Annotated in this window: 23 protein-coding genes; 19 read left to right on the plus strand and 4 right to left on the minus strand. The window is 61.9% G+C overall.

The window, feature by feature from the left end; all coding sequences use genetic code 11:
• The first annotated feature begins 2 nt into the window (after nucleotides 1–2).
• The 3 genes from Q358_RS0102940 to Q358_RS0102950 all read left to right on the plus strand — a co-directional run bounded on the left by Q358_RS0102940 (nucleotide 3) and on the right by Q358_RS0102950 (nucleotide 2796).
• Nucleotides 3–593, plus strand: a complete 591-nt coding sequence (locus tag Q358_RS0102940) for a TetR/AcrR family transcriptional regulator (RefSeq protein ID WP_027960678.1) — start codon at nucleotides 3–5, stop codon at nucleotides 591–593.
• A gap of 212 nt (nucleotides 594–805) precedes the next feature.
• Nucleotides 806–1963 (plus strand): iron-containing alcohol dehydrogenase, encoded by a 1158-nt coding sequence (locus Q358_RS0102945; RefSeq protein WP_027960679.1) that lies wholly within the window; start codon nucleotides 806–808, stop codon nucleotides 1961–1963.
• A gap of 155 nt (nucleotides 1964–2118) precedes the next feature.
• On the plus strand, nucleotides 2119–2796 hold the full coding sequence (locus Q358_RS0102950) for a type 1 glutamine amidotransferase domain-containing protein (RefSeq protein WP_027960680.1): 678 nt from the start codon (nucleotides 2119–2121) through the stop codon (nucleotides 2794–2796).
• A gap of 139 nt (nucleotides 2797–2935) precedes the next feature.
• Here Q358_RS0102950 and Q358_RS0102955 read toward each other — a convergent pair whose 3' ends face one another.
• A complete protein-coding gene (locus Q358_RS0102955; RefSeq protein WP_027960681.1) occupies nucleotides 2936–4201 on the minus strand; it encodes an aromatic ring-hydroxylating oxygenase subunit alpha in 1266 nt (421 codons plus the stop codon).
• 306 nt (nucleotides 4202–4507) lie between these two features.
• On the opposite strand from Q358_RS0102955, the gene Q358_RS0102960 reads away from it, so the two are divergent.
• The 10 genes from Q358_RS0102960 (at nucleotide 4508) to Q358_RS0103005 (ending at nucleotide 16994) form a co-directional block, all read left to right on the plus strand.
• Nucleotides 4508–5614, plus strand: a complete 1107-nt coding sequence (locus Q358_RS0102960; protein WP_027960682.1) for an FAD-binding oxidoreductase — start codon at nucleotides 4508–4510, stop codon at nucleotides 5612–5614.
• Nucleotides 5615–5935: 321 nt separating this feature from the next.
• A complete protein-coding gene (locus Q358_RS0102965; protein WP_027960683.1) occupies nucleotides 5936–6979 on the plus strand; it encodes a GlxA family transcriptional regulator in 1044 nt (347 codons plus the stop codon).
• 286 nt (nucleotides 6980–7265) lie between these two features.
• Complete coding sequence (gene glyA, locus Q358_RS0102970; RefSeq protein WP_027960684.1) at nucleotides 7266–8585, plus strand: serine hydroxymethyltransferase; 1320 nt, start codon at nucleotides 7266–7268, stop codon at nucleotides 8583–8585.
• Nucleotides 8586–8623: 38 nt separating this feature from the next.
• Nucleotides 8624–9874 (plus strand): sarcosine oxidase subunit beta family protein, encoded by a 1251-nt coding sequence (locus Q358_RS0102975; RefSeq protein ID WP_027960685.1) that lies wholly within the window; start codon nucleotides 8624–8626, stop codon nucleotides 9872–9874.
• A gap of 11 nt (nucleotides 9875–9885) precedes the next feature.
• On the plus strand, nucleotides 9886–10260 hold the full coding sequence (locus Q358_RS0102980; RefSeq protein ID WP_027960686.1) for a sarcosine oxidase subunit delta: 375 nt from the start codon (nucleotides 9886–9888) through the stop codon (nucleotides 10258–10260).
• On the plus strand, nucleotides 10257–13304 hold the full coding sequence (locus Q358_RS0102985; RefSeq protein WP_027960687.1) for a sarcosine oxidase subunit alpha family protein: 3048 nt from the start codon (nucleotides 10257–10259) through the stop codon (nucleotides 13302–13304). The genes Q358_RS0102980 and Q358_RS0102985 overlap by 4 nt, the downstream gene beginning before the upstream one ends.
• A complete protein-coding gene (locus tag Q358_RS0102990; RefSeq protein ID WP_027960688.1) occupies nucleotides 13297–13950 on the plus strand; it encodes a sarcosine oxidase subunit gamma in 654 nt (217 codons plus the stop codon). Before Q358_RS0102985 ends, Q358_RS0102990 begins: the two co-directional genes overlap by 8 nt.
• 174 nt (nucleotides 13951–14124) lie before the next feature.
• On the plus strand, nucleotides 14125–14469 hold the full coding sequence (locus Q358_RS0102995) for a cupin domain-containing protein (RefSeq protein ID WP_027960689.1): 345 nt from the start codon (nucleotides 14125–14127) through the stop codon (nucleotides 14467–14469).
• Between the two features lie 134 nt (nucleotides 14470–14603).
• A complete protein-coding gene (gene purU / locus Q358_RS0103000) occupies nucleotides 14604–15470 on the plus strand; it encodes a formyltetrahydrofolate deformylase (RefSeq protein ID WP_027960690.1) in 867 nt (288 codons plus the stop codon).
• A gap of 144 nt (nucleotides 15471–15614) precedes the next feature.
• Nucleotides 15615–16994 carry an L-serine ammonia-lyase gene (locus tag Q358_RS0103005; RefSeq protein ID WP_027960691.1) on the plus strand — a complete coding sequence of 460 codons (1380 nt, stop codon included), beginning with the start codon at nucleotides 15615–15617 and terminating at the stop codon, nucleotides 16992–16994.
• Between the two features lie 30 nt (nucleotides 16995–17024).
• On the opposite strand, the gene hglS is transcribed toward Q358_RS0103005, so the two are convergent.
• Nucleotides 17025–18386, minus strand: coding sequence for a 2-oxoadipate dioxygenase/decarboxylase HglS (gene hglS, locus Q358_RS0103010; protein WP_027960692.1), 1362 nt, complete (start codon nucleotides 18384–18386; stop codon nucleotides 17025–17027).
• Between the two features lie 75 nt (nucleotides 18387–18461).
• Nucleotides 18462–19382, minus strand: a complete 921-nt coding sequence (locus Q358_RS0103015; RefSeq protein WP_027960693.1) for a LysR family transcriptional regulator — start codon at nucleotides 19380–19382, stop codon at nucleotides 18462–18464.
• A 260-nt stretch (nucleotides 19383–19642) separates the two neighbouring features.
• Here Q358_RS0103015 and aptA point away from each other — a divergent pair, with 260 nt between their 5' ends.
• The 6 genes from aptA to Q358_RS0103045 all read left to right on the plus strand — a co-directional run bounded on the left by aptA (nucleotide 19643) and on the right by Q358_RS0103045 (nucleotide 25980).
• Nucleotides 19643–20986 carry an omega-aminotransferase AptA gene (gene aptA, locus Q358_RS0103020; RefSeq protein WP_027960694.1) on the plus strand — a complete coding sequence of 448 codons (1344 nt, stop codon included), beginning with the start codon at nucleotides 19643–19645 and terminating at the stop codon, nucleotides 20984–20986.
• A gap of 55 nt (nucleotides 20987–21041) precedes the next feature.
• Nucleotides 21042–22532 (plus strand): CoA-acylating methylmalonate-semialdehyde dehydrogenase, encoded by a 1491-nt coding sequence (locus Q358_RS0103025; RefSeq protein WP_027960695.1) that lies wholly within the window; start codon nucleotides 21042–21044, stop codon nucleotides 22530–22532.
• A gap of 97 nt (nucleotides 22533–22629) precedes the next feature.
• The gene (locus Q358_RS19025) at nucleotides 22630–22761 is read left to right on the plus strand and encodes a hypothetical protein (RefSeq protein WP_281172954.1); all 132 of its coding nucleotides are present in this window, start codon (nucleotides 22630–22632) and stop codon (nucleotides 22759–22761) included.
• A gap of 50 nt (nucleotides 22762–22811) precedes the next feature.
• Entirely contained in the window at nucleotides 22812–24374 is a 1563-nt protein-coding gene (locus tag Q358_RS0103035) for a sodium/proline symporter (RefSeq protein ID WP_027960696.1), read from the plus strand.
• Nucleotides 24371–24892 (plus strand): hypothetical protein, encoded by a 522-nt coding sequence (locus tag Q358_RS0103040; protein ID WP_027960697.1) that lies wholly within the window; start codon nucleotides 24371–24373, stop codon nucleotides 24890–24892. The genes Q358_RS0103035 and Q358_RS0103040 overlap by 4 nt, the downstream gene beginning before the upstream one ends.
• A 155-nt stretch (nucleotides 24893–25047) precedes the next feature.
• Nucleotides 25048–25980, plus strand: coding sequence for an ABC transporter substrate-binding protein (locus Q358_RS0103045; protein ID WP_027960698.1), 933 nt, complete (start codon nucleotides 25048–25050; stop codon nucleotides 25978–25980).
• A gap of 10 nt (nucleotides 25981–25990) precedes the next feature.
• On the opposite strand, the gene Q358_RS0103050 is transcribed toward Q358_RS0103045, so the two are convergent.
• A complete protein-coding gene (locus Q358_RS0103050) occupies nucleotides 25991–26815 on the minus strand; it encodes an alpha/beta hydrolase (protein WP_043487540.1) in 825 nt (274 codons plus the stop codon).

The following is a 26815-nucleotide window of genomic DNA, read 5'->3' on the forward strand; positions in this document are numbered from 1 at the left end:
CCATGAACATGCGCAATCAAGATACCCGCTCCCAGATCCTGACTACAGGACGCCGCCTGACAGCCAAACATGGCTATATAGGGCTGGGCCTTGGCATACTGCTAAAAGAAGCGAGCGTTCCAAAAGGCTCGTTCTATCATTATTTCGCCTCGAAGGAGGCCTATGGGTGCGCCCTGCTGGAAGATTTTGTCCAGGAGTATCGAGAGCGGCTTGGTAGTTTGCTCACACATTCGGCACTGGATGCGCGCACACGGTTTCTCGCCTATTTTGAGGACTGGCACCAGAAACAGATCAGTCCCAACCCTGAAGACCGTTGTCTCGTGGTCAGGCTGTCAGCAGAAGTGGCCGACCTGTCGGCGGATATGAGCAAGATTTTACAGCTAGGCGTTGCCGAAGTTGTCGCGCACCTGACGAAAACCCTGGAGCAGGGCATTGCAGAAGGTTCGATTGATTCAATCGATGATCCCGCTGCTATGGCGGAGATGATCTATCACCAATGGCTGGGAGCCAGTCTTGTTGCCAGCCTTTCGCATGATGACGCGCCGCTGAGGTCCGCCATGAAAGCGACAAAGAGACTTATACCTCCTGGGTGATCGAATTTTTTTGACTAGTTTATAGACGACCGGTCTGTTTGCGTGAGGTATGCCATGAAAGGCTTTCATAAAACGCTGCGACGACAACGGACGGACGCTCGGAAAGCTCAGCCCTAAGCTGATGATCGATTTTCGGTTCATTTGCCCATACTCCAACATTATCCGCGGAAGTGTTGATCTCCGCCTGCATGCTTAAATCAAAGGAAACTGATATGAAAAATTTCAATTTTCACAACCCTACCCGCATTTTGTTTGGCAAAGACACCATCGCAGAGCTGAAGGATCAGATTCCTGCAGAGGCAAAGGTTTTGGCCCTCTATGGAGGCGGCAGTGCCGAGCGTACCGGTGTTCTGGGCCAGGTGCGCGAGGCGCTTGCCGGGCGGACAGTGCTTGAGTTTGGTGGCATTGAGCCTAACCCACGCTATGCCACGGCGCTGAAAGCCGTTGAGATGATTCGCGAAAACAACATCACTTTCCTGCTTGCCGTTGGCGGCGGGTCGGTCATCGACGCCACTAAATTTATTGCGGCGGCGGCAAAGTATGATGGCGATGCCTGGGACATTCTGACATCGCGCGGGTCAGTCATTAGCCAGGCGCTGCCGTTCGGCTCAGTATTGACCTTGCCCGCCACTGGATCGGAGATGAACTCTGGCGGGGTGATCACCAACCTTGAGAAGGGTGCAAAGCTGCCGTTTAGTAGCCTTCATTGCTACCCGGTTTTCTCGGTGCTGGATCCGGAGACCACCTACACTCTGCCGCCTCGCCAGATTGCCAATGGTGTGGTGGATGCCTTTATCCATACGATCGAACAGTATTTGACCTATCCGTCTGCTGCGCGGGTTCAGGACGGCTTCGCCGAGACCCTGTTGCGCACATTGATCGAACTTGGTCCCAAGGCGCTTGAGACGCCTGAAGATTACGATATCCGTGCCAATCTGATGTGGACGGCAACGATGGCTCTGAATGGCCTGATTGGTGCCGGTGTGCCCCAGGATTGGGCCAGCCATATGATCGGGCATGAGATTACCGCACTGAATGATACCGACCACGCCCGCACGCTGGCGATCGTGCTGCCATCACTGATGAACGATCAACGCGGTCCTAAGCGTGAGAAGCTGCTGCAGTATGCCGGTAACGTCTGGGATATCCGTGAAGGATCTGACGATGCGCGGATCGATGCGGTAATCGAGGCGACACGTGGCTTCTTTGAGCAGATGGGCATCAAGACGCGGTTAGGCGACTATGATATTTCCGCGTCCGGGATCGACCATATCGTTGCTGCCTTGCAGGATCACGGCATGACGGCACTTGGTGAACATCAGGCCATTGGCCCCGAGGATGCCCGCCGCATTCTCGAAGCGGCGCTGTAGGAGCTACCGAGCATCGATGGCTATGCGCCAGGCGGCTGGGTGCTCAGCGTCAATGGTTGGCAGAATTATACTCCTGCCGCCTTTATCGGCCTTCTCAACGGCGAAAACTTCGGAAAACGCGGGATCTGCGTTGGCCAGCAAGGAAAGGAATAATCATGAAAATTCTAATGGTTCTGACATCTCACGACCAACTGGGTGACACCGGCAACAAGACCGGCTTCTGGCTGGAAGAGTTTGCCGCGCCCTACTATGTGTTCAAGGATGCGGGCGCTGAGGTCATCCTGGCCTCGCCCAATGGCGGACACCCCCCTATTGATCCAACCAGCGATGGCGCGGACGCACAGACCGACGACACCCGTCGTTTCAAGGGCGATGCCGAGACGCAAAAGCAGCTTGCGACTACGCTGAAGCTGTCTGACATAACAGAAGCCGGGTTCGATGCAATCTTCTATCCCGGTGGCCACGGGCCCCTGTGGGACTTAGTCGAAGATGCGGATAGCAAGCGCTTGATCGAGGCATTTGCCGCCGCCGATCGTCCGGTCGGTGCCGTCTGTCACGCGCCTGCCGTGTTCCGTCATACCGTTGGTGCCGACGGCAAGCCGCTGGTCTCGGGTCGTCTGGTGACGGGCTTTACCAACACCGAAGAAGAGGCCGTCGGTCTTACCCAGATTGTGCCCTTCCTCGTCGAAGACATGCTGAAAGCCGCTGGCGGACGCTACGAGAAGGGCGCCGACTGTGCTAGCTTTGTGTTGCGGGACGGCAAGCTGGTGACCGGCCAGAACCCGGCATCGTCCGCCGAAGCGGCAGAACAGATCCTGGCACTGCTGAAATAGAGCAGAGGTGCATTGCCTACTTCAGTGGCGATGGCGCGGAGTGCGTGATTAATGATGCATAAGCACTTGAGCGATATATATGAACTGGCCCGCGTTAACGCGGGCCAGTTGGTTACCGAGGTTCGGCGCTTATGAGCAGTCAACGAGCGGAAGCATCGAGATGGCTCAGCATCCGTTCGCTGTACCAGTCGACGAAGTCGATGACGCCAAACTCGAAGGTCTTGGAGTAGGGGCCTGGCTGGTAGGCCTTGGAGTTGATGCCGCGCTGGTTTTGTTCGGCCAGGTGGCGGTCCTGGGCGTTGGTTGCATCCCAGACCCTACGCAGCTGTTCCGGGTCATAGTCGACGCCCTCAACGGCGTCTTTGTGGACTAACCACTGGGTCGTCACCACGGTCTTCTGTGGTCCTAGCGGCAGGACACGAAACACCACGGCGTGATCGCCCAGGAAATGGCTCCACGAGTTGGGCAGGTTCAGGATGCGTAGCGAGCCCATATCCGGGTGAGTAAACCGGCCCATCAACTTCTTGCAACCTTGCTTGCCGTCCATGGTCATCGATACCGTGCCTTCCAGCAGCGGCGTGCGGGTCAGGCGGTTACGCTTGCCCGTGCGCTGGAGCTGCCAGGGGATGTTTTCGCTGTCCCAATCGACCTGTTTGCGTGCAACCAGCGCCTTGTAAGCCGGGGTTGCGCGAGGGTCATCACTATCGTCGAACTCCTGCAGCGAGTTGAGCAGCTCCGGGTGGGCGCCGTTGCAGTGGTAGCATTCACGATTATTCTCGACCACCAGTTTCCAGTTGGCCTGTTCAACAATGCTGGACTGAACGGCAACCTTCGCGTTTTCCATCTGGTGGGGCTCCAGGTAATGATCGAGTGTCTCCAGAAGACTATCGATGGCCGGCGGGTCATCGCTCAGATTGATGAAGAGGAAGCCGCCGCCATTCTTGACGCTGACCGGCTTGAGGCCATAGCTGGTGAGATCAAAATCCTCACCCATATCGCTGCCGGCGAACAGCAGGCGGCCGTCGAGTTCGTAGGTCCACTGGTGGTAGCCGCAGACGAGCTTGGCCACCTTGCCTTTCTCTTCTATACACAACCGTGAGCCACGATGCCGGCAGACATTATGAAAGGCGTGGATGCGATTTTCGGCACCACGCACGATAATCACCGGATTGTCGCCGATATCCAGGGTCATGTAGTTGCCCTTGGCGGGGATCTCGCAGGTCATGCCGGCGAAAAGCCATTCCTTCTCGAAGATTTCCTGCATATCGAGAGAGAAAAGCTGGGCATCGTTATAAAAAGGTTGAGGCAGCGAAAAGCCGGGGGCTCGATTGCTGAGTAGAGCCGTGGTCGCCTCCCGAGCACTGGTCAGGTGGTCATCATGGTGGGAGCTTGCAATCAGGTTCATGCCGAAGGTCCTCGAAATCACCGTCTCTCTACGAGATCGACGCCAGGTTACTGTGAATTTATTATTAATTTTGAGTGTGAGGTTTGTGACGAAGGCTCGGTTATCTACCCGCGACACCGAGTGGCGCTCCAGCGACGCACTGGGTGGAAATATCTTCTTTGGATGTTGCGCAAGGCATGTTCATGTCGCTGCCAGATAAGTCGGTCTCCTGGCGCATGGTCAGAATGTTGGTGTGATGGGGTTGAGCCGTAGCGGTCGCTATGGCCCAGCGAGGCCTAGCCGCGGTACTGCCAGGTAGAAACGATAATGTCAATGAGCTTCTATAACCCGATTACGACGCAAACCTGGACTAACGGCAGGCACCTGGTGCGATGCGTCAAGGTGATCCGCGAGACACAGGATGCGAGCACTTTCTGCTTCATGGCCGAGCAGCCGGTGATGTTCTTCTTCAAGCCGGGGCAGTTTGTCACGCTGGAGCTGGAGATCGAGGGTGAGCAGGTCATGCGCTCCTATACCATCTCCAGTTCCCCGTCGGTTCCTTACAGCTTCTCCATCACGGTCAAGCGATTGCCAGGCGGCAAGGTGTCCAACTGGCTGCATGAAAACCTCAAGGCCGGCGAAAAACTGGCGGTGCACGGCCCCGTGGGTAATTTCAATATCATCGACTATCCCGCCGAGAAGGTGCTTTTCCTTTCCGGGGGCGTAGGAGTCACGCCATTGATGTCGATGACCCGCTGGCTCTTCGATACCAATGCCGATGTCGATCTCGAGTTCATTCATAGTGCTCGTGCCCCACGCGATGTGATATATCATCGTGAACTGATGCATATGTTCTCGCGAATACCCGAGTTCAAGTTGCATGTCGTGTGTGAAAACAAGAGTGATATCGGCGAGGCGTGGGACGGGTATCGTGGCTACTTGTCCCAGGCAATGCTGGAACTGATGGCACCGGATTATAGAGAGCGAGAGATTTTCTGCTGTGGCCCTACGCCGTACATGAATGCAGTTAAACGTATTCTTCATGATAGTGGTTTCGATATGAAGCACTATCATGAGGAGTCTTTTGGTGCCATACCGGTCGATGTCAAGGAAGACGTGCTGGAACTCGCCGAGCAAGCCGAAGCCGACGCGGAACAGCTCGATTACGCGGAAATGTTCAATATCGAATTTGGGAGCTCGGGCAAGAGTGTACGCATCCTTCCCGATGAAACCGTTCATGCCGCGGCCTCCAAGCTCGGTCTGCACATTCCCAAGGCATGCGGAATGGGCATTTGCGGCACCTGCCAGGTCAAGCTCGCGTCCGGTGAGGTAGAGATGGAGCATAATGGCGGCATCACCGACGAGGATATTGAAGAAGGCTATATCCTGTCGTGCTGCAGCAAACCCAAGGGCGATGTGGTGGTGGATTTTTAGGAAATATTCCCTAATTTTTAGATGGTTTTGTATCAATCAATTTTTGAAATTACCAAGGCTTGGATAGCCTTTTCGATGATTCATATTGGCGAATTCGAAAGGAATTTATTGTTGGTTTGATCCGGTCAGGACAGATGTCCAGATAAATATAATAGTGGGTTGGACGTGGGTGTTCGTGGCAAGGAAGGCGCGGTGTTAGCGTTTCCGCGAGTCCTTTCCGGGCTCGCTTTCTGTTTTCCTTGGTGGCGAGGCCCGGGCTTCGCTGGGGTATGCTGACAAGCAGGAATCGAATTCTCGGGCTATCGCACGGTGTCGCCAGACATGACCCTCAACCCCGCAACTCAAGGTGTTCCCCTCACCATCGGCTTCGTCCTGCTGCACCGTTTCACCCTGATGCCATTCGCCGCCTTCGTCGACTGCCTTCGCCTGGCGGCCGATGAGGGCGACCGTAGCCGGCAGCTGCGGTGTCGCTGGACCTTCATGGCCAGTAACGGCGAGGCGGTGCTCTCCAGCAGCGGTGCGGCCATTTCGCCCTGTGAGCCTTTCAGCGACCCGAGAGAGTTCGACTATATCGTGGTCGTGGGGGGCGTCCAGGCGGAGGGCGACCGGCAGGATAGTGCTGCCCTGACCTACCTGCGTGAGGCGGCCGGTGCCAGGGTTCCGCTAGTGGGGCTGTGTACCGGGGTGTTCGCGCTGATCCAGGCGGGTCTCATGAAGGGGCGGCGCTGCTGCGTCAGCTGGTATCACCACCGTGAGCTGGCCCAGCGCTTTCCGGCCATCGAACCGGTGGCCGACCGGCTGTTCATCGACGACGGTGATCGGCTGACCTGTGCCGGCGGTGCCGCGGCGGCCGATCTGGCGGCTTACCTGATTGAGCGTCACCAGGGCAAGGCCTGGGCCATGAAGAGCCTGAACATCATGCTCCTCGACGAGGCTCGGGTCGGCACCCATCCCCAGCCTCAGCCGGTGGTATTCGGCAGGGTCGAGGACCGGCTGGTTCGTCGCGCCATTGCGGTGCTCGAACAGCACCTGGGGGAGGCGCTGGGGATGGAGGCGCTGGCCGAGCGTGTCGGCACCTCGCGCCGCAACCTGGAGCGGCGATTCCGCGATACGCTCGGCATCAGCCCCCTCAAGTTCTCTCGAGACCTGCGTCTGCGCTACGGCCTCTGGCTGCTGCACTACACTGGCAAGAGCATCACCGAGATCGGTGAGCGCTGCGGCTTTGCCGATACCGCTCACTTCTCGCGTCACTTCCGCAGGGCCTTCGACGCGACGCCGTCGGAGATGCGCAAACGTGCCGGAAAACCAGGCGGTGACCGGGTCGACCCCTTCTTCCTGCATATCGGCGGCCCGCCCAGCCCCTGAATCCGCGGCCATGCCCCAGGCTTCACGCCTTTTCCCGCTTGCCGAAGGCACACAGCAGCCGGCGGTTTACCCGGCGCTGGAATGGCCTCCGGCAGGCCCCGGCGTTCAGGAATCCTGTCGCATCTGTTCAATCCATCCCCGTCGCCGTCGTCTTTAATCAAGTCCTATGCCGGACGCGCTGCGTGGTGGTTATCCACGCATAAGGATTTCAAATTTTTCCTTTTGATGGGTAGGCGATAGATTCGAGGTACATCCTGCCCGACATCGATAACAACAGGAGCCAGTCATGAACCAGGTAGGTCTCGCCAACTTCGATTCCCAGATCGCCGCCGCCATCGCCGACGAGGTGTCTCGCCAGGAGGCCCATGTCGAACTGATCGCCTCCGAGAACTATGCCAGCCGCGCCGTGATGGAGGCCCAGGGCACCCAGCTGACCAACAAGTATGCCGAAGGCTATCCCGGCAAGCGCTACTATGGTGGCTGCGAGCACGTCGATGTGGTCGAACAGCTGGCCATCGACCGGGCCTGTGACCTGTTCGGTGCCGATTACGCCAACGTGCAGCCGCATTCCGGCGCCCAGGCCAATGCCGCGGCGTTCATGGCGATGGTCAAGCCGGGCGATACCATCCTCGGCATGAGCCTGGCCCACGGCGGCCACCTGACTCACGGGGCGGCGCCCAACTTCTCGGGCAAGCACTACCATGCCGTGCAGTATGGCCTGAACCCGGAGACCGGCGAGATCGACTACGAGGAAGTCGAGCGTCTGGCGCGCAGTCACAAGCCCAAGCTGATCATCGCCGGCTTCTCCGCCTATGCGCGTGTCGTCGACTGGCGTCGCTTCCGCGCCATCGCCGACGAGGTGGGCGCCTGGTTCATGGTCGACATGGCCCACGTGGCCGGCCTGATTGCCGCGGGTCATTACCCGAGTCCGGTGCCCCACGCCCATGTGGTCACCACCACGACCCACAAGACCCTGCGCGGCCCGCGGGGTGGCCTGATCCTCTCCGCCGCCGGCGATGCGGATCTCTACAAGAAGCTCAATGGCGCGGTCTTCCCGGGCCAGCAGGGCGGCCCGCTGATGCATGTCATCGCCGCCAAGGCGGTGGCCTTCAGGGAGGCCATGAGCCAGGATTTCGTGCAGTACCAGCAAAGTGTCATCGACAACGCCCGCGCCATGGCCGGCGTGTTCCTGGAGCGCGGCTATGACGTCGTTTCCGGCGGCACCGATGACCACCTCTTCCTGGTCTCGCTGATCAAGCAGGGCGTGACCGGCAAGGACGCCGATGCGGCGCTCGGTCGAGCCCATATCACCGTCAACAAGAACGCCGTGCCCAATGACCCCCAGAGTCCCTTCGTTACCTCTGGCCTGCGCATCGGCACTCCGGCGGTGACCAGTCGTGGCTTCGACGAGGCCGAGTGCGCCGAACTGGCGGGCTGGATCTGCGACATCCTCGACGTGCTGGCCGACCAGGAGGCGACGGAGTCCGTGGAGACCCAGGTGCGCGAGAAGGTGGCCAAGCTCTGCGGACGCCACCCGGTCTATGACGACTCTGCCGCCACGGGTCACCAGACCTCCGCCCAGGCCGACGCCGCGTCAGCGGTCTGATCGCCCTTACGCGTCAGCAGCGATTCCAGGAGAGAGACATGCAACGCTATTCAGGCTTCGGGTTGGCCAAGCACGCGCTCAGCCACCACGAGAATTGGCAGCGCCAGTGGCGCAACCCCACCCCCAAGAAGCGCTATGACGTCATCGTCATTGGCGGCGGCGGCCATGGCCTGGCCACCGCCTATTATCTGGCCAAGAACCACGGCATCACCAACGTGGCGGTGCTGGAGAAGGGCTGGCTGGGAGGCGGCAATACCGCGCGTAATACCACCATCGTGCGCTCCAATTATCTGTGGGATGAGTCGGCGCGTCTCTATGACCACTCGCTGGACCTGTGGAAGGGGTTGTCCCAGGACCTCAACTACAACGTGATGTTTTCCCAGCGTGGCGTCATGAACCTGGGGCACACCCTGCAGGATATGCGCGACATCCAGCGTCGGGTGCATGCCAACCGGCTCAACGGCGTTGATAGCGAAGTGATACTGGCCGATCAGATCAAGGAGATCGTGCCGATCATCGACACCTCCAAGAACGCTCGCTATCCGATCCTCGGTGCCTCCTGGCAGAAGACCGCCGGCGTCGCGCGTCACGACGCGGTGGCCTGGGGCTTCGCCCGCGCGGCGGATGCCCTGGGGGTGGATATTCTGCAGAACACCGAGGTCACCGGCTTCAAGATTCGTGATGGCCAGGTGTATGGCGTGCATACCAATCGCGGGGATATCGAGTCCAAGACCATCGGCTGTGTCACGGCGGGCAACTCCGGCGTGGTGGCCAAGATGGCCGGTCTCAAGTTGCCGCTGGAATCGCATCCGCTGCAGGCGCTGGTATCCGAGCCGCTCAAGCCGGTGCTCGATACCGTGGTGATGTCCAATCACGTGCATGGCTATATCAGCCAGACCGACAAGGGTGACCTGGTGATTGGCGCCGGCATCGACGGCTACCTGGGCTACGGGCAGCGCGGCAGCTACGCCACCGTGGAGCATACCCTGCAGGCCATCGTCGAAATGTTCCCGATCTTTTCGCGGGTGCGCATGAATCGTCAGTGGGGCGGCATCGTCGATACCTGTGCCGATGCCTGTCCGATCCTCTCCAAGACCCAGGTCAAGGGGCTGTTCTTCAACTGTGGCTGGGGCACCGGTGGCTTCAAGGCGACCCCGGGTTCCGGGCATGTGTTTGCCGCGAGCCTCGCCAAGGGCGAGATGCATCCCATCGCCGCACCGTTTTCCATCGACCGCTTCAACACCGGTGCCCTGGTCGACGAACATGGCGCCGCCGGCGTCGCGCATTAAGGAGACACACGATGTTCTATATCCATTGCCCTTATTGCGACGAGTACCGCGATGAAGAGGAGTTCCACCCCAAGGGACAGGCGCATATCGCCCGCCCCGAGGACCCCGAGACCTGCAGCGACGAGGAGTGGGGCGACTACCTGTTTTTCCGTGACAATCCGCGCGGCATACACCACGAGCTGTGGGTGCATGCGATCGGCTGCCGTAAATTCTTCAACATCACACGCAACTCGGCGAGCTACGAGATCCTCGAGACCTACCGAATGGGTGAGCGGCCGCGCTTCAGCGCCGAGCATCCCCAGGGTGAGTCAGCCGAGCATGGGGCCGCCGTAAACGTCGCCGATGAGGCGGGAAGGGTCGCGGATCAGGAAGGAGTCAGGGCATGAGCCAGTCGAATCAGCCGAATCGTCTTCGCCAGGGTGGACGCATCGATCGCGCCCGGACCCTGGGTTTCACCTTCAACGGCAAGCGCTATCAGGGCCATGCCGGCGACACCCTGGCCTCGGCACTGCTGGCCAACGGGGTGGATGTCGTCAATCGCAGCTTCAAGTATTCGCGTCCGCGCGGCATCGTCGCCGCCGGTGCCGAAGAGCCCAATGCGCTGGTCCAGCTGGGCAGCACCGAGGCGGCCCAGGTGCCCAACGTGCGTGCCACCCAGCAGGCGCTGTTCGAGGGCCTCACGGCACAGAGCACCAACGGCTGGCCCAATGTGCAGCGCGATGTCATGAGCCTGGTCGGCAAGCTGGGCGGGCGCTTCATGCCGCCGGGTTTCTACTACAAGACCTTCATGGCCCCGGCCTCCATGTGGATGACCTATGAGAAGGTCATCCGCAAGGGCGCGGGCCTGGGTCGCAGCCCGATGGAGAATGACCCCGACAGCTACGACCACCTCAACCAGCATTGCGATCTGCTGGTGGTGGGTGCCGGCCCCGCCGGCCTAGCCGCCGCACTTACCGCCGCACGGGCCGGTGCGCGGGTGATCCTCTGCGACGAGCAGGAGGAGATGGGCGGCTCGCTGCTTGCCAGCCGTGAGCGGCTCGATGACCAGCCCGCCGCCGAGTGGGCCGAGCGGGTGATCGACGAGCTGGCCGAGAACGACAAGGTCACCCTGTTGCCGCGCACCACGGCCAATGGCTATCACGATCATCATTTCGTGACCCTGCACGAGCGGCGCACCGAGCATCTCGGGGAAACCGCCCCGCGGGTCGACGGCCATCGGTCTTCGCGCTCACGCATGCACCGGGTGCGGGCGGGGCAAGTGCTGCTGGCCACGGGGGCCCATGAGCGTCCGCTGGTCTACGGCAACAATGATGTGCCGGGTAACCTGGTGGCCGGCGCGGTCTCCACCTATATCCGCCGCTACGGCGTGGTGCCGGGTAACAAGCTGGTGCTGTCCGTCAGCAACGACCATGCCTATCGCGCCGCCCTGGACTGGGATGAAGCCGGCCGTGAGGTGGTGGCGATCGTCGATGCGCGCCGTCATCCGGATGGTGAGCTGGTCGAGCAGGCCCGGGCCCGTGGCATCCGCATCATCGAAGGCTCGGCGGTGCTCGAGGCCAAGGGGGACAAGCGCGTCAGCGGCGCCCGTGTGGCGACCATCGATGCCGCGGCCTTCAAGGTCACCGGTCAGGCCGAGCTTTTGGAGTGCGACACCATCGCCAGCTCCGGCGGCTACAGCCCGGTGATCCACCTGGCCTCTCATACCGGTGCGCGGCCCACCTGGGACGAAGAGATCCTCGGTTTCGTGCCCAGCCTGGTGAGGGGGGTGCACGCCGCCGGCAGCGCCCGCGGCGTGCATGACCTGGCCGAGGGCCTGGCCGATGGTGCGGCCAAGGCGAGTGAGGCGCTTGCCGCGCTGGGCAAGTCTGCCAGCGCCATCGAGCCGCCCCGAGCCGAGACCATTCGCGAAGGCGAGGCCTGTGCTCTCTATCAGGTGCCCCACGAGAAGCCGACCCTGCGTGCGCCCAAGCAGTTCGTCGACATGCAGAACGACGTCACCGCGGCGGCCATCGAGCTGGCTACCCGCGAGGGCTTCGAGTCCATCGAGCACGTCAAGCGCTACACCGCCATGGGCTTCGGCACCGACCAGGGCAAGCTGGGCAACATCAACGGCATGGCCATCGCCGCGCGCTGTCTCGGCAGGTCGATTCCCGAAGTGGGCACCACGGTGTTCCGGCCCAACTACACACCGGTCACCTTCGGCGCCATCGTCGGACGTCATTGCCGTGAGCTGTTCGACCCCGAGCGCTACACCGCCCTGCATCAGTGGCATGTGGAGAATGGTGCCGAGTTCGAGGACGTCGGCCAGTGGAAGCGCCCCTGGTACTTCCCGCGTAAGGTCAACGGCAAGCTCGAGACCATGGATGAAGCCGTGGCACGCGAGAGCCTGGCGGTACGGTCCGGCGTCGGCATCCTCGATGCTTCCACCCTGGGCAAGATCGATATCCAGGGGCCGGATGCACGGGAGTTCCTCGGTCGCGTCTATACCAACAAGTGGGCCAAGCTGGCGCCTGGCCGGGTGCGCTACGGCCTGATGTGCAAGGACGACGGCATGCTGATGGACGACGGTACCACCAGCTGCCTGGGCGAGAACCACTTCCTGATGACCACCACCACCGGCGGCGCCGCCGGCGTGATGGAGTGGCTGGAGCTGTGGCACCAGACCGAGTGGCCGGAGCTGCAGGTCACCTTCACCTCGGTTACCGATCACTGGGCGACCATGACCGTGACCGGCCCGGATGCACGCAAGCTGCTGTCCGAGATCACCGATATCGATCTCGACCGCGAGCAGTTCAAGTTCATGGACTGGCGCAACGGCAAGGTGGCCGATGTCCCGGCGCGGGTGTTCCGCATCTCCTTCACCGGGGAGCTGGCCTACGAGATCAACGTCCAGGCCAACTACGCCATGCACGTCTGGAAGACCCTGTTCGAGCACGGCAAGAAGTACGACCTGACGCCCTACGGCACCGAGACCATGCACGTGCTGCGTGCCGAGAAGGGGCTGATCATCGCCGGTCAGGATACCGATGGCTCGGTGACCCCCGAGGATCTGGGCATGTTCTGGGCGATCGGCTATGACAAGCCCTTCTCCTGGATCGGCAAGCGCGCCCTGACGCGTCCGGATACGGCGCGCAAGGACCGCAAGCAGTTCGTGGGGCTCAAGCCCGTCGACCCGAAGGTGGTGCTGGAAGAGGGCGCCCATATCGTCGTCGACAAGGACCAGCCCATTCCCATGGATATGCTGGGTCATGTGACCTCGAGCTATTACAGCCCGAACCTGGAGAGCGGTTTTGCTCTGGCAGTGATCAAGGGCGGTCGGGACCGCATGGGCGAGAAGCTCCATGTGCCGATGCCGGACGGTCAGGCCCATGAGGTCGAGGTCGTCAGCCCCGTATTCATCGATCCCAAGGGAGAGCGTCAACATGTCTGATATCACTTACGGCCAGGTCGCGACCTTCAACACGCATCCGGAGGCCGCGATTCCCTCGGAATCGCCGCTGTCCGTGGCATTCAACCAGATCAGCGTTTCCACGCCGGCCCCGGCCGTGAATCACGCCAGCGGGGTTCGGCTCGAGGAAAAGGCCTTCCTGGGCCATCTGATCCTGCGCGGCGGCGCCATCGTCCTCGATGAGGCCGTGCGTAAGGTGCTGGGTATCAGCCTGCCCCTGGGGCTGGCTCTGGACGAAAGCGGCGAGCGCAGCGTGCAGTGGCTATCGCCGGATGAATGGCTGGTGATCGTGCCCGGTGGCGAGGAGTTCGAGGTCGAGCAGCGCCTGCGTGACGCCTTGGGCGATGCCCACTACGCCATCGTCGATGCCAGCGGCGGCCAGACCCTGGTCTCGCTGGAGGGGGAAAAGGCCCGCGAGCTGCTGATGAAGTCGACCAGCTACGACGTCCACCCGAGCAACTTCCCGGTGGGCAAGGCGGTCAGCGTGGTGTTCGCCAAGTCCAGCCTGATCCTGCGTCGTCCCGCCGAGGATCGCTACGAGCTGGTGCTGCGCAGAAGCTTCGCCGACTACCTCTACCGTTGGATCCTGGATGCCGGCGCCGAATATGGCATCGGTGTGCAGCGTTAGGCGTCTTGCGGTGAGCAAGACCGCTTCTCTGTGTATTGTGCAGGCAGGCCTGTTCTGCAGGAGGGCAGGCAGGCCTGCCGCTGCGAGCATGCGGCATCACGAGCCGAGGAGCGGCATAGGGGCATGTCTCCATGATGTGCAACAAGATCAACAATATCGTTATAAGGAAGAACAATGACCGACAAGATCAAGGTACTGCGTGACGCACAGCCGGACGTGCTGCTGGATGCCAGCTCCTGGGAAAAACTCTCTGGCGATCCTCATACCGTCAACCTCAACGCCTATGCGTCGGAGGACGGGACCAAGACCATGGGCACCTGGATCTGTACCCCGGGCAAGTGGGCAGTGAACTACGACAAGTGGGAATACTGTGACTTCCGTGAAGGGTACTGCATTCTGACCCCGGAAAATGGCGAGCCGATTCACCTGAAGGCGGGTGACATCTTTATCGTCGAGCCAGGGTTCAAAGGCACCTGGGAAGTGGTTGAAACGGTACGCAAGTATTTTGTTTTTGCCTGAATCAATCTTTCGCATTGCGTTGATAGGGCGGTGTGTTGGCGGTTGATGTCAGCCGCTTTATTACTCTGCAGGGTTAGGCCGGGGGGCGGGATGTTTTTCCCTCCCGGCTTTTCGCTATCACAGGAGTCAGGCGCATGGGGCGTCATTCAGATAACTGGATCATGACCGCGCAGTGCCCGAGCCGGCTCGGCACCGTGGACGTGGTCACCCGCTTTCTCAAGGAGAATGCTTGTTACATTACCGAGCAGCACTCCTTCGATGATCGGCTAAGCGGACGCTTCTTTATCCGCACGGAGTTCAGGCCGGAGGCAGAAGGGTTTGAGGCCGCAAGCTTCGAGACCGGCTTTGCCGAGCGTGCCGCCGAGTTTGGCATGACGTTCGAGCTGACACCGCCGGACCGGCGGATGCCGGTGGTGATCATGGTATCCAAGGCCGATCACTGCCTGAATGATCTGCTCTACCGCTATCGTATCGGCCAGTTGCCCATCGATATTCGTGCCATCGTCTCCAACCATCCGGACCTGGCCAGTCTGGCGGAGTGGCACGGGCTTCCCTATCACCACTTCCCGATCACGCCGGACACCAAGCCCGAACAGGAGGCCCAGGTGTGGCAGGTGGTCGAGGAGACGGGGGCGGAGCTGGTGATCCTCGCTCGTTACATGCAGGTGCTCTCGAGTGAGATGTGCGAGAAGCTCAGTGGCCGCGCCATCAACATCCATCACTCGTTGCTGCCGGGCTTCAAGGGCGCCAGGCCCTATCACCAGGCCTATGAGAAGGGCGTCAAGCTGGTCGGCGCCACCGCCCACTATATCAACGATGACCTCGACGAAGGCCCGATCATCACCCAGGGCGTGGAGCCGGTCAGCCATGCCGACTATCCCGAAGACCTGGTGGCCAAGGGGCGTGACGTGGAATGTCTCACCCTGGCCCGTGCCGTGGCCCTGCACGTGGAGCGTCGCGCTTTCCTGCACGCCAGGCGCACCGTGGTCTTCGGCCGCTAACGACACGGTCAGTCACCGGTCAGTTTACTGCAGGCCTTCATAGCAAGGGCGCCGGGGGCAGCACGACGTGGAACCGTCACGACCGGTGCTGCCCCGAGGCGATGAGCCCTGACGTACAACGATTACTCTGCAAGGACAACAGCCATGCCAATCAGTGTCTTCGATCTTTTCAAGGTCGGCGTCGGGCCGTCCAGCTCGCACACCGTGGGCCCGATGCTGGCCGCCTGCAACTTTGTCGCCGACCTCGAGGCCAGGGAGCTGGTTGAGCACACCAGGCGCCTCGAGGTCGAGCTCTATGGCTCGCTCTCCGCCACCGGCATCGGTCATGGCACCGATCATGCAGTGATCATGGGCCTGATGGGCGAGCGGCCCGACCAGATCGACCCGGATGTCATCGCCCCGCGGATCGATGCCCTGAAGTCCTCGGGTACCCTGCAGCTGGCCAGCCGCCACGCTGTTGCCTTCGACTGGCAGCGCGACATGCGGCTGCTCGAGGAGAGCCTGCCCCAGCACCCCAACGCCATGCGGCTGCTCGCCCATGGCGACGAGGGCGAGCTCTACCGCAATACCTACTACTCGGTGGGTGGGGGCTTCGTCATCGACGAGGCCCAGGCGGAGGAGGGGCAGCTCGATACTGACCATACCGAGATCCCCTTCGACTTCCAGACCGGTGACGAGCTGCTGCGCATGTGTCGCGACAGCGGCCTGCGCATCAGCGAGCTGATGCTTGAAAACGAGAAGGCGTGGCGCAGCGAGGCGGAGATCCGTGAGGGTCTGCTGACCATCTGGAAGGCGATGCAGGCGTGCATCGAGAAGGGCATGGAAGCCGAGGGCGTGCTGCCCGGCGGGCTCAACGTCAAGCGTCGCGCCAGGAACCTGCACCAGCGCATGCTGGCCAGCAAGGACGACCACTCGTTGATCGCCTCCACCATGTCGGCCATGGACTGGGTCAACCTCTATGCGCTGGCGGTCAACGAGGAGAACGCCGCCGGAGGCCGCATGGTCACCGCGCCCACCAACGGTGCGGCGGGGATTATCCCGGCGGTGCTCCAGTACTATATGCAGTTCCGCCAGGGCGCCTGCGAGCGCGACGTGGTGGACTTCCTGCTCGCCGCCGCCGCCGTGGGCATCCTGTGCAAGAAGAACGCCTCCATCTCCGGGGCCGAGGTGGGCTGCCAGGGCGAGGTGGGCTCGGCCTGCGCCATGGCCGCCGCCGGCCTCACCGAATTGATGGGCGGCAGCGTCGACCAGGTGGAGAACGCCGCCGAGATCGGCCTGGAGCACAACCTGGGACTGACCTGCGACCCGGTGGGCGGCCTGGTACAGGTGCCCTGCATCGAGCGCAATGCCATCGCCTCGGTGAAGGCGATCAACGCCGCCCAGATGGCGCTGCGCGGCGATGGCCAGCACTTTATCTCCCTGGACAAGGTGATTCGCACCATGCGCGACACCGGTGCGGACATGCAGGCCAAGTACAAGGAAACTTCGACCGGCGGCCTCGCCCTCAACGCCATCGAGTGCTGAGCCTGGGAACCACCGGGCGATAGGCCAGGATCAGGAGGCCAGGGCCTGGCGCACGGCATCGTGACTGGCCCGTTCCCGCTCGGCGTAGAGCGCCAGCTCGTCGGCCACCGGGGCGCCCAGTGCCGCCTCGAAGGCCTCGCGGTTGGCGTTGCCGGCGTAGGCCTCGTTATCTCCACCGCCCAGGTTGGACTGGAAGATGCCCGCCGCGCTGACCGGCAGGAAGTCTTCGTAGGTAATGGGATATGCCATCACCAGCCCCTGTTCGATCAGCGTTTCGAGATCCGACTCGGTGATCCTGCCCGCGGCTCGACCGGCGGCGGTCAGGCGATACTCGAAGAACGCCAGTTCCTGCTGACGCAGTGCGTCTTCGCTGTCGGGGAAGTCGGCGAAGACCTCTGCCAGCACCCGCTGATGCGCCGTGTTGTCGAGGCCTTGGGTCTGCTTGCGAGACGCCGCCAGCAGGCGATCGTAGAGGCCGCGTCCCTTGGCGGTCAGGGCCACGCCGCGCTGTTCGATCTCGCCGAAACGGGCGGTATGGGTGCCCTGGCGCTCGCCCTGGAAACGAGTCGGTTCCTCCAGTGCCTTGAAGCTGGTCTGGCGTAGCAGGATCGGGCAGTCCCGACGCGGTGGGCCTTCGATCACGGCCTTGGGATTCATGCCGGCCGCCGGCATGCGCCGTTGGGCCTCGTCGATATCCAGGGTGCGCGGCGTCAGGTGGTTGATATGCGGACCGCGGAAACAGACTACGTCGGCGATCAGGCGATGCTCGGCATGCAGCGCCTCGTAGGTGTCCAGGTCCACGGTGGCGTCGCGATGCCAGCGGAAGGTCTCCAGCGCCTCGGCGACGAAGCGATTGGCCTCGGTGTCGCCGAGCCCGCCCTGCTGCTCGGCTAGCGTGATCAGCTCCCGCACGCCCGGGGTGAAGATATCGCGCGCGGCCAGGATCGTCGCCGCGCGCTCGCGTAGCGTTTCACTCTCGACCAGCTCCAGGCGCAGCAGCGAGGTGAAGATGCGAAACGGGTTGCGGGCCAGGGCCGCGTCGTCGACCGGACGGAAGGCGGTGGAGTGCACCGGCACGCCGGCCTCGGAGAGGTCGTAGTAGCCCACCGGATGCATGCCCATCACCGCGAACAGGCGGCGCAGCATGCCAAGCTCCTCGGCGCTGCCGACACGGATGGCGCCGTGACGCTCGACATCGAGCCGCGTCAGCTCATCGGCCTCGGTCAGTCGTTCGGCCAGCGCCGGGTTCGCCTCCAGCGTCTCGCGGTTCACCTGCTCCACCAGCTCCAGCAGGGTGGTGTACTGCGGCACCTCGCTCTGGTACATGGCCGACATGGCGGCGGCGAAACGGTGACGGATCTCATCGGGGGACATCAGGGATGGTTGAGTCATGGTGTCTATCTCGCGGAGGGTGTATTGACCTACGATAACCAGTGAATCGCTATAAGCGAAGGTGGCGTCCTCCGACTATTCCTGCACCAGCCGGGTCAGCTCCTCGAGATAGCTCTCCAGTACCAAGTTGGGCGGGGCGCCCTTGCGTGTGATGGCGCTGTAGCGGGTGCAGTAGCGCCAGCGCTCGGGGCATAGGGCGCGCATGCGCCCTTCACGAACCCAGCCTTCGGCGTAGTGGGTCGGCAGATAGCCGATAAAGCGTCCGGACAGGATCAAAAAGGCGATGCCTTCACGGTCGCTGGCCGAGGCGACCTCCTTCAGCGGTTCATGAAGTTCCTTGATCTCGGGCGTCTGGGCGTAGGCGGGCACCACGGCATCATGGTCGGTCAGGGTCGCCTCGTCGAGGCTCTCTACATCGAACAGCGCATGCTCGCTGGAGCAGTAGAGGCGCGATTCCTCGGCGTAGAGCGACAGGTAATGCAGTCCCGGCAGCACCTTGATATCGGGAATCACCCCGGTGTGGAGTCGACCATCGAGTACCGCCATCTCGATGTCGCTGGGAGGGATCATGCGAATATTGATGCGCACCTCGGGGCCGCGTTCCTTGAGCGCGCTGAGGGCATCGGTGATATGCATCTCGGGCATCGTCACCAGGTTGTCGGTGATGCCGATATTGAGCTCGCCCTTCAGCTGGGCATGCAGGCCGTTGACACGGGTGCGAAATCCCTCCACCGCGGCGAGCAGCCGCAGGGTCGATTCGTAGACCTCGGCACCCTCGTCGGTCAGGGCGAAGCCGCTGCGCCCGCGCTGACAGAGGCGCAGGCCGAGCCGCGTCTCCAGGTCGTTCATGGCCATGCTGATGGCGGCTCGGCTGATGCCAAGTGCCACCTCGGCGGCAGAAAATCCCCCGCACTCCACTACCTTGCGGTAGATCCGCAAGAGTCGTAGATCGGCGTCCCCGGGCTGCCCCATGGGCGAACTCCTGCGCTGGGTCATATGTCTGGCTTCCTCTTTATTTTCTCGCCGTCATGGAGTGGCTGTGGGCGCTGAGCGGCGAATGCTCTGGTGTCCAATAAGTTAAGTAATCGCTTGCATGAGATTAAACAACTTAGGGTTTAATTGATGCAAGCCAGGGGCTAGCTTGAGGGTGGCAATGCACATCGATACCAGCAACCGATAGCAACAAGAGACCGCCACGGCAGACCGCCACGGCAGATTATTACGGCAGATTGTTACAAACAGGGGAGGTCAACGTCATGACCGCACAGCAGTTTCGCCACGCCGCCGGCTTGAGCGCCGAGCAGCTGGATGCCTATTGGATGCCCTACACCGGCAACCGCCAGTTCAAGCGCGACCCGCGGATCATTACCGGCGCCGAGGGCAGCTACCTGATCGATGCCGAGGGTCGCCGTGTCTTCGATGGGCTTTCCGGGCTCTGGACCTGTGGTGCCGGTCACTCTCGCCCCGAAATTGCCGATGCCGTCAGCCGGCAGCTACGCGAGCTGGACTATGCCCCGGCCTTCCAGTTTGGTCACCCCAAGGCCTTCGAGCTGGCCCACCGGCTGCGTGAGCTGACGCCGGAGGGGCTGGATCATGCCTTCTTTACCGGTTCCGGCTCCGAGAGCGCCGATACCTCGTTGAAGATCGCCCGTGCCTACTGGCGCAAGAAGGGCAAGCCCACCAAGACCAAGTTGATCGGCCGGAGCAAGGGCTATCACGGGGTCAACTTCGGTGGCATCAGCCTGGGTGGCATCGGAGCCAACCGCGCGCTGTTCGGCCAGGGCGTGGACGCGGATCATCTGCCCCATACCCTGATGGCCGAGAACGCCTTTACCCGGGGCATGCCCGAGCGCGGCGCCGAGAAGGCCGAGGATCTGCTGGAGCTGATCGCCCTGCATGATGCCTCCAATATCGCCGCGGTCATCGTCGAGCCGCTGGCCGGCTCGGCTGGCGTGATTCCGCCCCCCAAGGGCTACCTCCAGCGCCTGCGTGAAATCTGCGATGCCCATGACATCCTGTTGATCTTCGACGAGGTGATCACCGGCTTCGGACGCATGGGTGCCATGACCGGTGCCGATGCCTTCGGTGTGATCCCCGACATGATGAACTTCGCCAAGCAGCTCACCAATGGGGCGGTGCCCATGGGTGGCGTGATGGTCACCGGCGAGATCTACACCACCTTCATGGAGCAGGGTGGACCCGACTATATGCTCGAGCTGCCCCATGGCTATACCTACTCCGGCCATCCAGTGGCCTGTGCCGCGGCCATGGCCTCGCTGGATATCCTCGAGCAGGAGGGTCTCGTCGAGCGCGTGCGCCAGATGAGCCCGGTCTTCGAGGACGCACTGCACAGCCTCAAGGGGACTCGCTACATCAGCGATATCCGCAACTACGGCCTCGCCGGTGCCCTGCAGATCGAGCACTATCCCGGTGAGCCCGCCCGTCGGCCCTATGAAATCGCCATGAAGTGCTGGGAAAAGGGCTTCTACGTGCGTTATGGCGCGGACACCATCCAGCTGGGCCTGCCCTTTATCGTCGAGAAAGAGGAGATCGATCGGGTCGTCAATGTCCTTGGCGAGGTCATCGGCGAGCTGGATTGAGCCTTTTTCGTAACAGTATCTTCCCCCACAGCAACGCAACTGCAAGAGGTAACCCATGACAGCACTCGGCCATCTGATCAACGGCGCACGCGTCGACCGCGAAGGGCGCACCCAGGATCTGTACAACCCTTCCACCGGTGAAGTGAAGGGGCAGGTCAGCCTGGCTGCCAAGGCCACCGTGGAAGAGGCCATCGCCGCGGCCCAGGCGGCCTTCCCGGCCTGGCGCAACACGCCGCCGGCCAAGCGGGCTCGCGTCATGTTCCGCTTCAAGCAGCTGCTCGAGGAGCACACCGATGAGATCGTGCGCCTGATCGGTGAAGAGCATGGCAAGATTTCCCATGATGCCGGAGGGGAACTGGCCCGCGGCATCGAGAACATCGAGTACGCCTGCGGGGCACCCGAGTTGCTCAAGGGAGAGCACAGCAAGAATACCGGACCGGGCATCGATTCCTGGAGCGAGCATCAGCCCCTGGGCGTGGTGGCGGGTATCACCCCGTTCAATTTCCCCGCGATGGTACCGCTGTGGATGTATCCCATGGCCATCGCCTGCGGTAATACCTTCGTGCTCAAGCCTTCCGAGCGTGATCCGACCTCGGCGCTCTTTATCGCCGAGCTGGCACTTGAGGCAGGCCTGCCCGCGGGCGTGCTCAATGTGGTCAATGGCGACAAGGAAGCCGTGGATACCCTGCTCGATGATGACCGCATTCAGGCCGTCAGCTTCGTCGGCTCCACGCCGATCGCCGAATATATCTACTCGCGTGCCAGTGCCAACGGCAAGCGTTGCCAGGCACTGGGTGGCGCCAAGAACCATGCCATCGTCATGCCCGATGCCGATATGGAAAACGTGGTCAATTCGCTGACCGGCGCCGCCTTCGGTTCATCCGGCGAGCGCTGCATGGCGCTGTCGGTGGCGGTGGCGGTGGGTGATGAAGCGGCCGACAACCTGGTCGCCAAGATGCAGGAGTCGATGACGTCTCTCAAGGTGGGCCCCTTCTCCGACAAGAGCAATGACTTCGGCCCGGTGATCACCCAGGCGCATCGGGAAAAGGTCTGCGGCTATATCGCCAGTGCCGAGGAGCAGGGCGCGACCCTCCTGGTCGATGGGCGTGATATCCAGGTGGAGGGCTACGAGAGAGGCTTCTATGTCGGCGGCACCCTGATCGATAATGTAACGCCTGAAATGACCTGTTACCGGGAAGAGATCTTCGGCCCCGTGTTGTTGGTGATGCGTGTCGACAGCATGGAAGAGGCCATGCGGCTGATCGACGAGCATGAATACGGCAACGGTACCTGCATCTATACCCGCGACGGTGAGGCGGCACGCTACTTCAGCGATCATATTCTGGTCGGCATGGTGGGGGTCAACGTGCCGCTGCCGGTGCCTGTGTCCTACCACAGCTTCGGTGGCTGGAAGCGTTCGCTGTTCGGTGACCTTTCCGCCTATGGTCCCGATGCGGTGCGCTTCTATACGCGTCGCAAGACGGTGACTCAGCGTTGGCCCTCCGCCGGCGTACGCGAAGGAGCGCAGTTCTCCTTCCCCTCCTGATATCAGTGAGTCTTGATGAGATGTTGTGACCCCGCTTAGGCGGGGTCATTGAAGATTTAAGTGCTTAAAATTTCAATAATAAATCGTGGAGATAACGATGTTCGGATTACCCGTATCCACCACCTGGCTGGTCATCGGTGTCCCGATGTTCTGGGTGCTTTATACGCTGGGCTTCCTCTGGGTAACGCGAGGCTGGCCGGGGCTCAAGGACTCGGAGTCGAGTCGCTGAGTCGAGGCGGCTGGTCATGATAAAAAGAATCGCGTAACAGGAAAAAGAATATGAATTCGACGGTATTGCTGTTTCTTGCCTTGTACTTCATCGGCATGCTGGCCGTAGGCGTCATCTCTATGCGCCGAGGCGGCTCGAACAGTATGGAGGGCTACTACCTCAGCGGCCGCAATGTGGGGCCTCTGGTGACCGCCATGACGATGCAGTCGACGTCAATGAGTGGCTACATGTTCCTGGGGGCCGGGTCTCTCGGCTACACCCAGGGGTATTATGGATTCTGGTATGCCGCGGGTGATATCGGTGGCGGGGTGGTGAACCTCTCGGTTCTCGGCCGGCGGATGCGAAAGCTCTCCCAGATCATGGGGGCACTGACCTCCATCGAGTATCTCGAGAAACGCTATCCCAGCAAATGGGTCCGCCTGATCGCGGCGATGCTGTCGGTCTCGCTGCTGGGGGCCTATGTGCTGGCGCAATTCATCGCCGGTGGCAAGGGCCTGGAGCTGGTCACAGGATTGCCCTACGAAGTGGCTCTCGCAATAGCCGTGGGCGTCATCATTGCCTACACCCTGATGGGCGGCTATGGCGCGGTGGCCTATACGGATCTGCTGCAGAGCTTCGTGATGCTCATCGGCATCGTCTGGATCCTGATCGCCACGCTTCAGGAGGTGGGTGGCCTGACGGCTGCCAACGAGGCCATTGCGGCGATTGACCCGACCCTGCTCAGCGTCTGGGGCAAGGACCTCGTCCACGAAGGGCAGTGGGGAATCGTGCTGGGCGCCCTGTTGATCTTCTCCATTGGCTATATGGGGTGGCCACACGTCGTGACTCGCCACATGGCGATGCGCAATCCCTTCCATGCGCGTCGCGCCGGCGTCTATTCCACCCTGTGGAACCTGGTGTTCGTCAGCGCCCCCTATATTCTCGGTACCCTGGCCATCCTGGTGCTGCCCGACCTCGATGATCCCGAGCAGGCCATCTTCGCCCTGGCGCAGAATCTGCTGCCTGCCGCCGTGGTAGGTATCGTGATGGCGGCCATCATGGCGGCGATCATGTCCACCGCCGATTCGATCCTGCTGCAGACGGGAAGCATCGCGGCTCGAGACCTCTATGAACGGTTTATCAATCCCAACATGGAGGAGAAACAGATGGTGAGGGTGTCTCAGCTGATCGTGCTGCTGCTGGGAACCGTCTGTGGCATCGTGGCCCTCTTCGAGCCGCCGGCGATCTTCTCCATCGTCGTCTTCACGACCTCGGTGCTGGGTAGTGCCTTCCTGCCCGCCTATGTAGCGGCGGTCTGGTGGCGCAAGGCCAATACCCCGGGCGCCCTGGCTTCGATGATTGTCGGTAGCCTGGTGGCGTTCTTCTGGCAGTATCTGGCGCTGGACGGGGTGACCGGCCTGCATCCCATGCTGGCCGGTGTGGTGCTCTCCAGCCTGGCGATGGTCGTCGCCAGCCTGCTGACGCAAACCAGCCATCCCGTTCCCGAGCATATCCTGCAGGCGATGGAGGAGACCGCCGAACTGCGCCCCCTGCCGAGGCCACTGAAGGCGCAGCAAAGCTTCGAGATGGCACATGAGGCGCTGACGCTCAAGCTCCGTGAGCGCACGACGTGATCGCACCATCGGGGAGCCCCGCCCAGGGCATCGCCGATGGTCAGGAAGCCTGGCTCAAGGCCAGGCTTCCCCTCGACGGTCTCGAACGGCGTGTCGCCGATATCGATCCCGAGCTGACGGTCGATGCGGTCGAACCGATTGGCTTTCCCTATCTGCTTTGCCTCTATCGCTGGAACACTCGCCGCTGGGGCATGGATCGTCAGGAGTTGATGAGTTGCCTGGTCGATCGTTGCCAGGGGGTCAGCACGACGCTGGAGGGCGTCGAGTTCGGCCCCCCCCTGGATGCCGCCACGCTGCCACCCCCCGAGCTCGACACGTCTCCGCTCGAGCGCAAGGCACGCCAGCATGTGATGCAGGTGCGTCGCCACCGATTGAAGCGCCGAAGCGCGTCGGGGCTCGAGTTGGTGCGTTGTCAGGCCGTTCGCAAGCCCCTATGGCGCATCACGGCCCGCCATGCCCGGCATGACGAACTCGACCTGCTGATCGATGCCCTCAATGGCGGCTATTACTTGCTGTGAATGGCGATATGGGATTGGGGCCGGGAGGCAAGGACCCATGAATCCATGATTGATGCGAGAAATGTTCGCTTTGTGCAAATATTTGTTCGCTTTGCGTGCAGTCTGGCCGGGTCACTGGCGTAGACTGTGGAGATATTATCCACAGGAGGCGTCAGATGCGTGCTTTTTCCCGGAATTTGAGATACACCGCCGCGTTGGCACCGATGTTGCTGGCGGGACCGGCAATGGCCGAGCTTGACGAGGTGCGTTTCGGCGTACCGGCCTGGCCGGGCGTCACGGTGAAGTCCGAGGTGGCGGTCCAGCTGGTCGAGGCCATGGGCTACGAGACACGTCAGAACGATCTGGCGGTAAGCGTCATCCTCGAAGGGCTGACCCGTAACGATCTGGATGTCTACCTGGGAGGCTGGTACCCGGTGCAGACGGAGATGGTTGAACCCTTGGTGGCTGAGGGCGAGGTCGAGAAGCTGGTCTCCAATATCCGGGGCGCCACCTCGGGCCTGGTGGTGCCACAATACGTCCATGATGCCGGCGTGACCTCGGTGGCCGATCTCGACGCTCATCGCGAGCGCTTTGAGGGCGGGATCCAGGGTATCGAGGCGGGTACCGGCATCAATACCGCTATTCTCGCGGCTATCGATAACGACCTTGCGGGTCTCGGCGACTGGAACCTGCGCGAGAGTTCCACGGCGGCCATGCTGGCCCAGGCCGAACGCAAGATGGCCGACGGCGAGTGGATCACCTTCGTTGGCTGGGAACCGCACTGGATGAACGTCAGCTTTGATCTGGCCTACCTGGAGGACGCCGACGGCGCGGGTGTTGCCGATATCGACAGCACGGTGTGGACGGTGGTGCCGGCGAGTCTGGCGGAAGAGGATCCTCAGCTGCACCGCTTCCTGTCACAGTATGTGGTGAAGATCGAGGATCAGAACGCCTGGGTCCACGGTTATAGTCATGAGGATCGGCCGGCGGACGAGGTCGCCAACGATTGGATCGGCGAAAACCTCGATACCGTGGCCGGCTGGCTGGAAGGCGTCGAGGCACGTGACGGCACACCCGCCATCGAGGCGGTGCGCGACCTGTACTTGTAAGCTCTCGGTGTTATTCCTCGAGTCGCCCCTTCAGCGCCTGGCAGAATTCCTGCCAGGCGCTGCGCATTTCGGGGAGTCGTGCATGGGCATGCAATGCACCGTGAACCATGCCGGCGGCGCAGCGGTAGCCGATGCTGGCACCGGCATGGCGCCAGCGCGTGACGGCGGCCGCCAGAGGACGAGTGAGTGGGTCATGCGTGACCGCCAGAATCTCCATCTGTCTCGCGGGAGGAGCGGTCTTCGTGTAGGAGGGGAGTGCCTCGGGGCAGAGTTGGGCGATACCGAACACATCATCACGAGAGAGCAAGGGTGCGGAAGCGCCCAGGGTCGACTCATCGATTCCATCCACAGGCGGGTAGATCAATCCCAATGGCGGCGCTGTGGGTAACTTGACGGCCAGATCCATCACCAGTCGACCACCGGCGCTGTCTCCCACCAGGGCGAGTGGCTCGCAGGCGTCGACCACGGCAAGGCAGTCGGCCAGCATCTCGGCATAGCAAGCTTCCGGGGCCAGGCAATAGTCGATGCTGACCACTTCGCGCCCAAGGCACGCGGCGAGGCTGGCGGCAGCGCCGTGATGGCTGCGTACCGAACCGATGGTAAAGCCCCCGCCGTGAACAAACAGTACCTTGCCGGAGAAAGCCCCTGCGGGCAGGAAGCGGCGGACGTCAACGCCGCGGCATCGCTCGTCGATGATTTGCATGCCCGGCGGGTCGGATGGGGCGAACGTCCGGCATAACGCATCGTAGCGTTCTCGCGCCTCGGGCCAGGGTTGACCGGTCATGCTGGCCAGCCCTGCCTCGAAACGAGCGATGAAGTCACTGGTCGTCAACAT

The sequence above is a fragment of the Halomonas halodenitrificans DSM 735 genome (genome assembly GCF_000620045.1).
GTDB classification, from domain to species: Bacteria; Pseudomonadota; Gammaproteobacteria; order Pseudomonadales; family Halomonadaceae; genus Halomonas; species Halomonas halodenitrificans.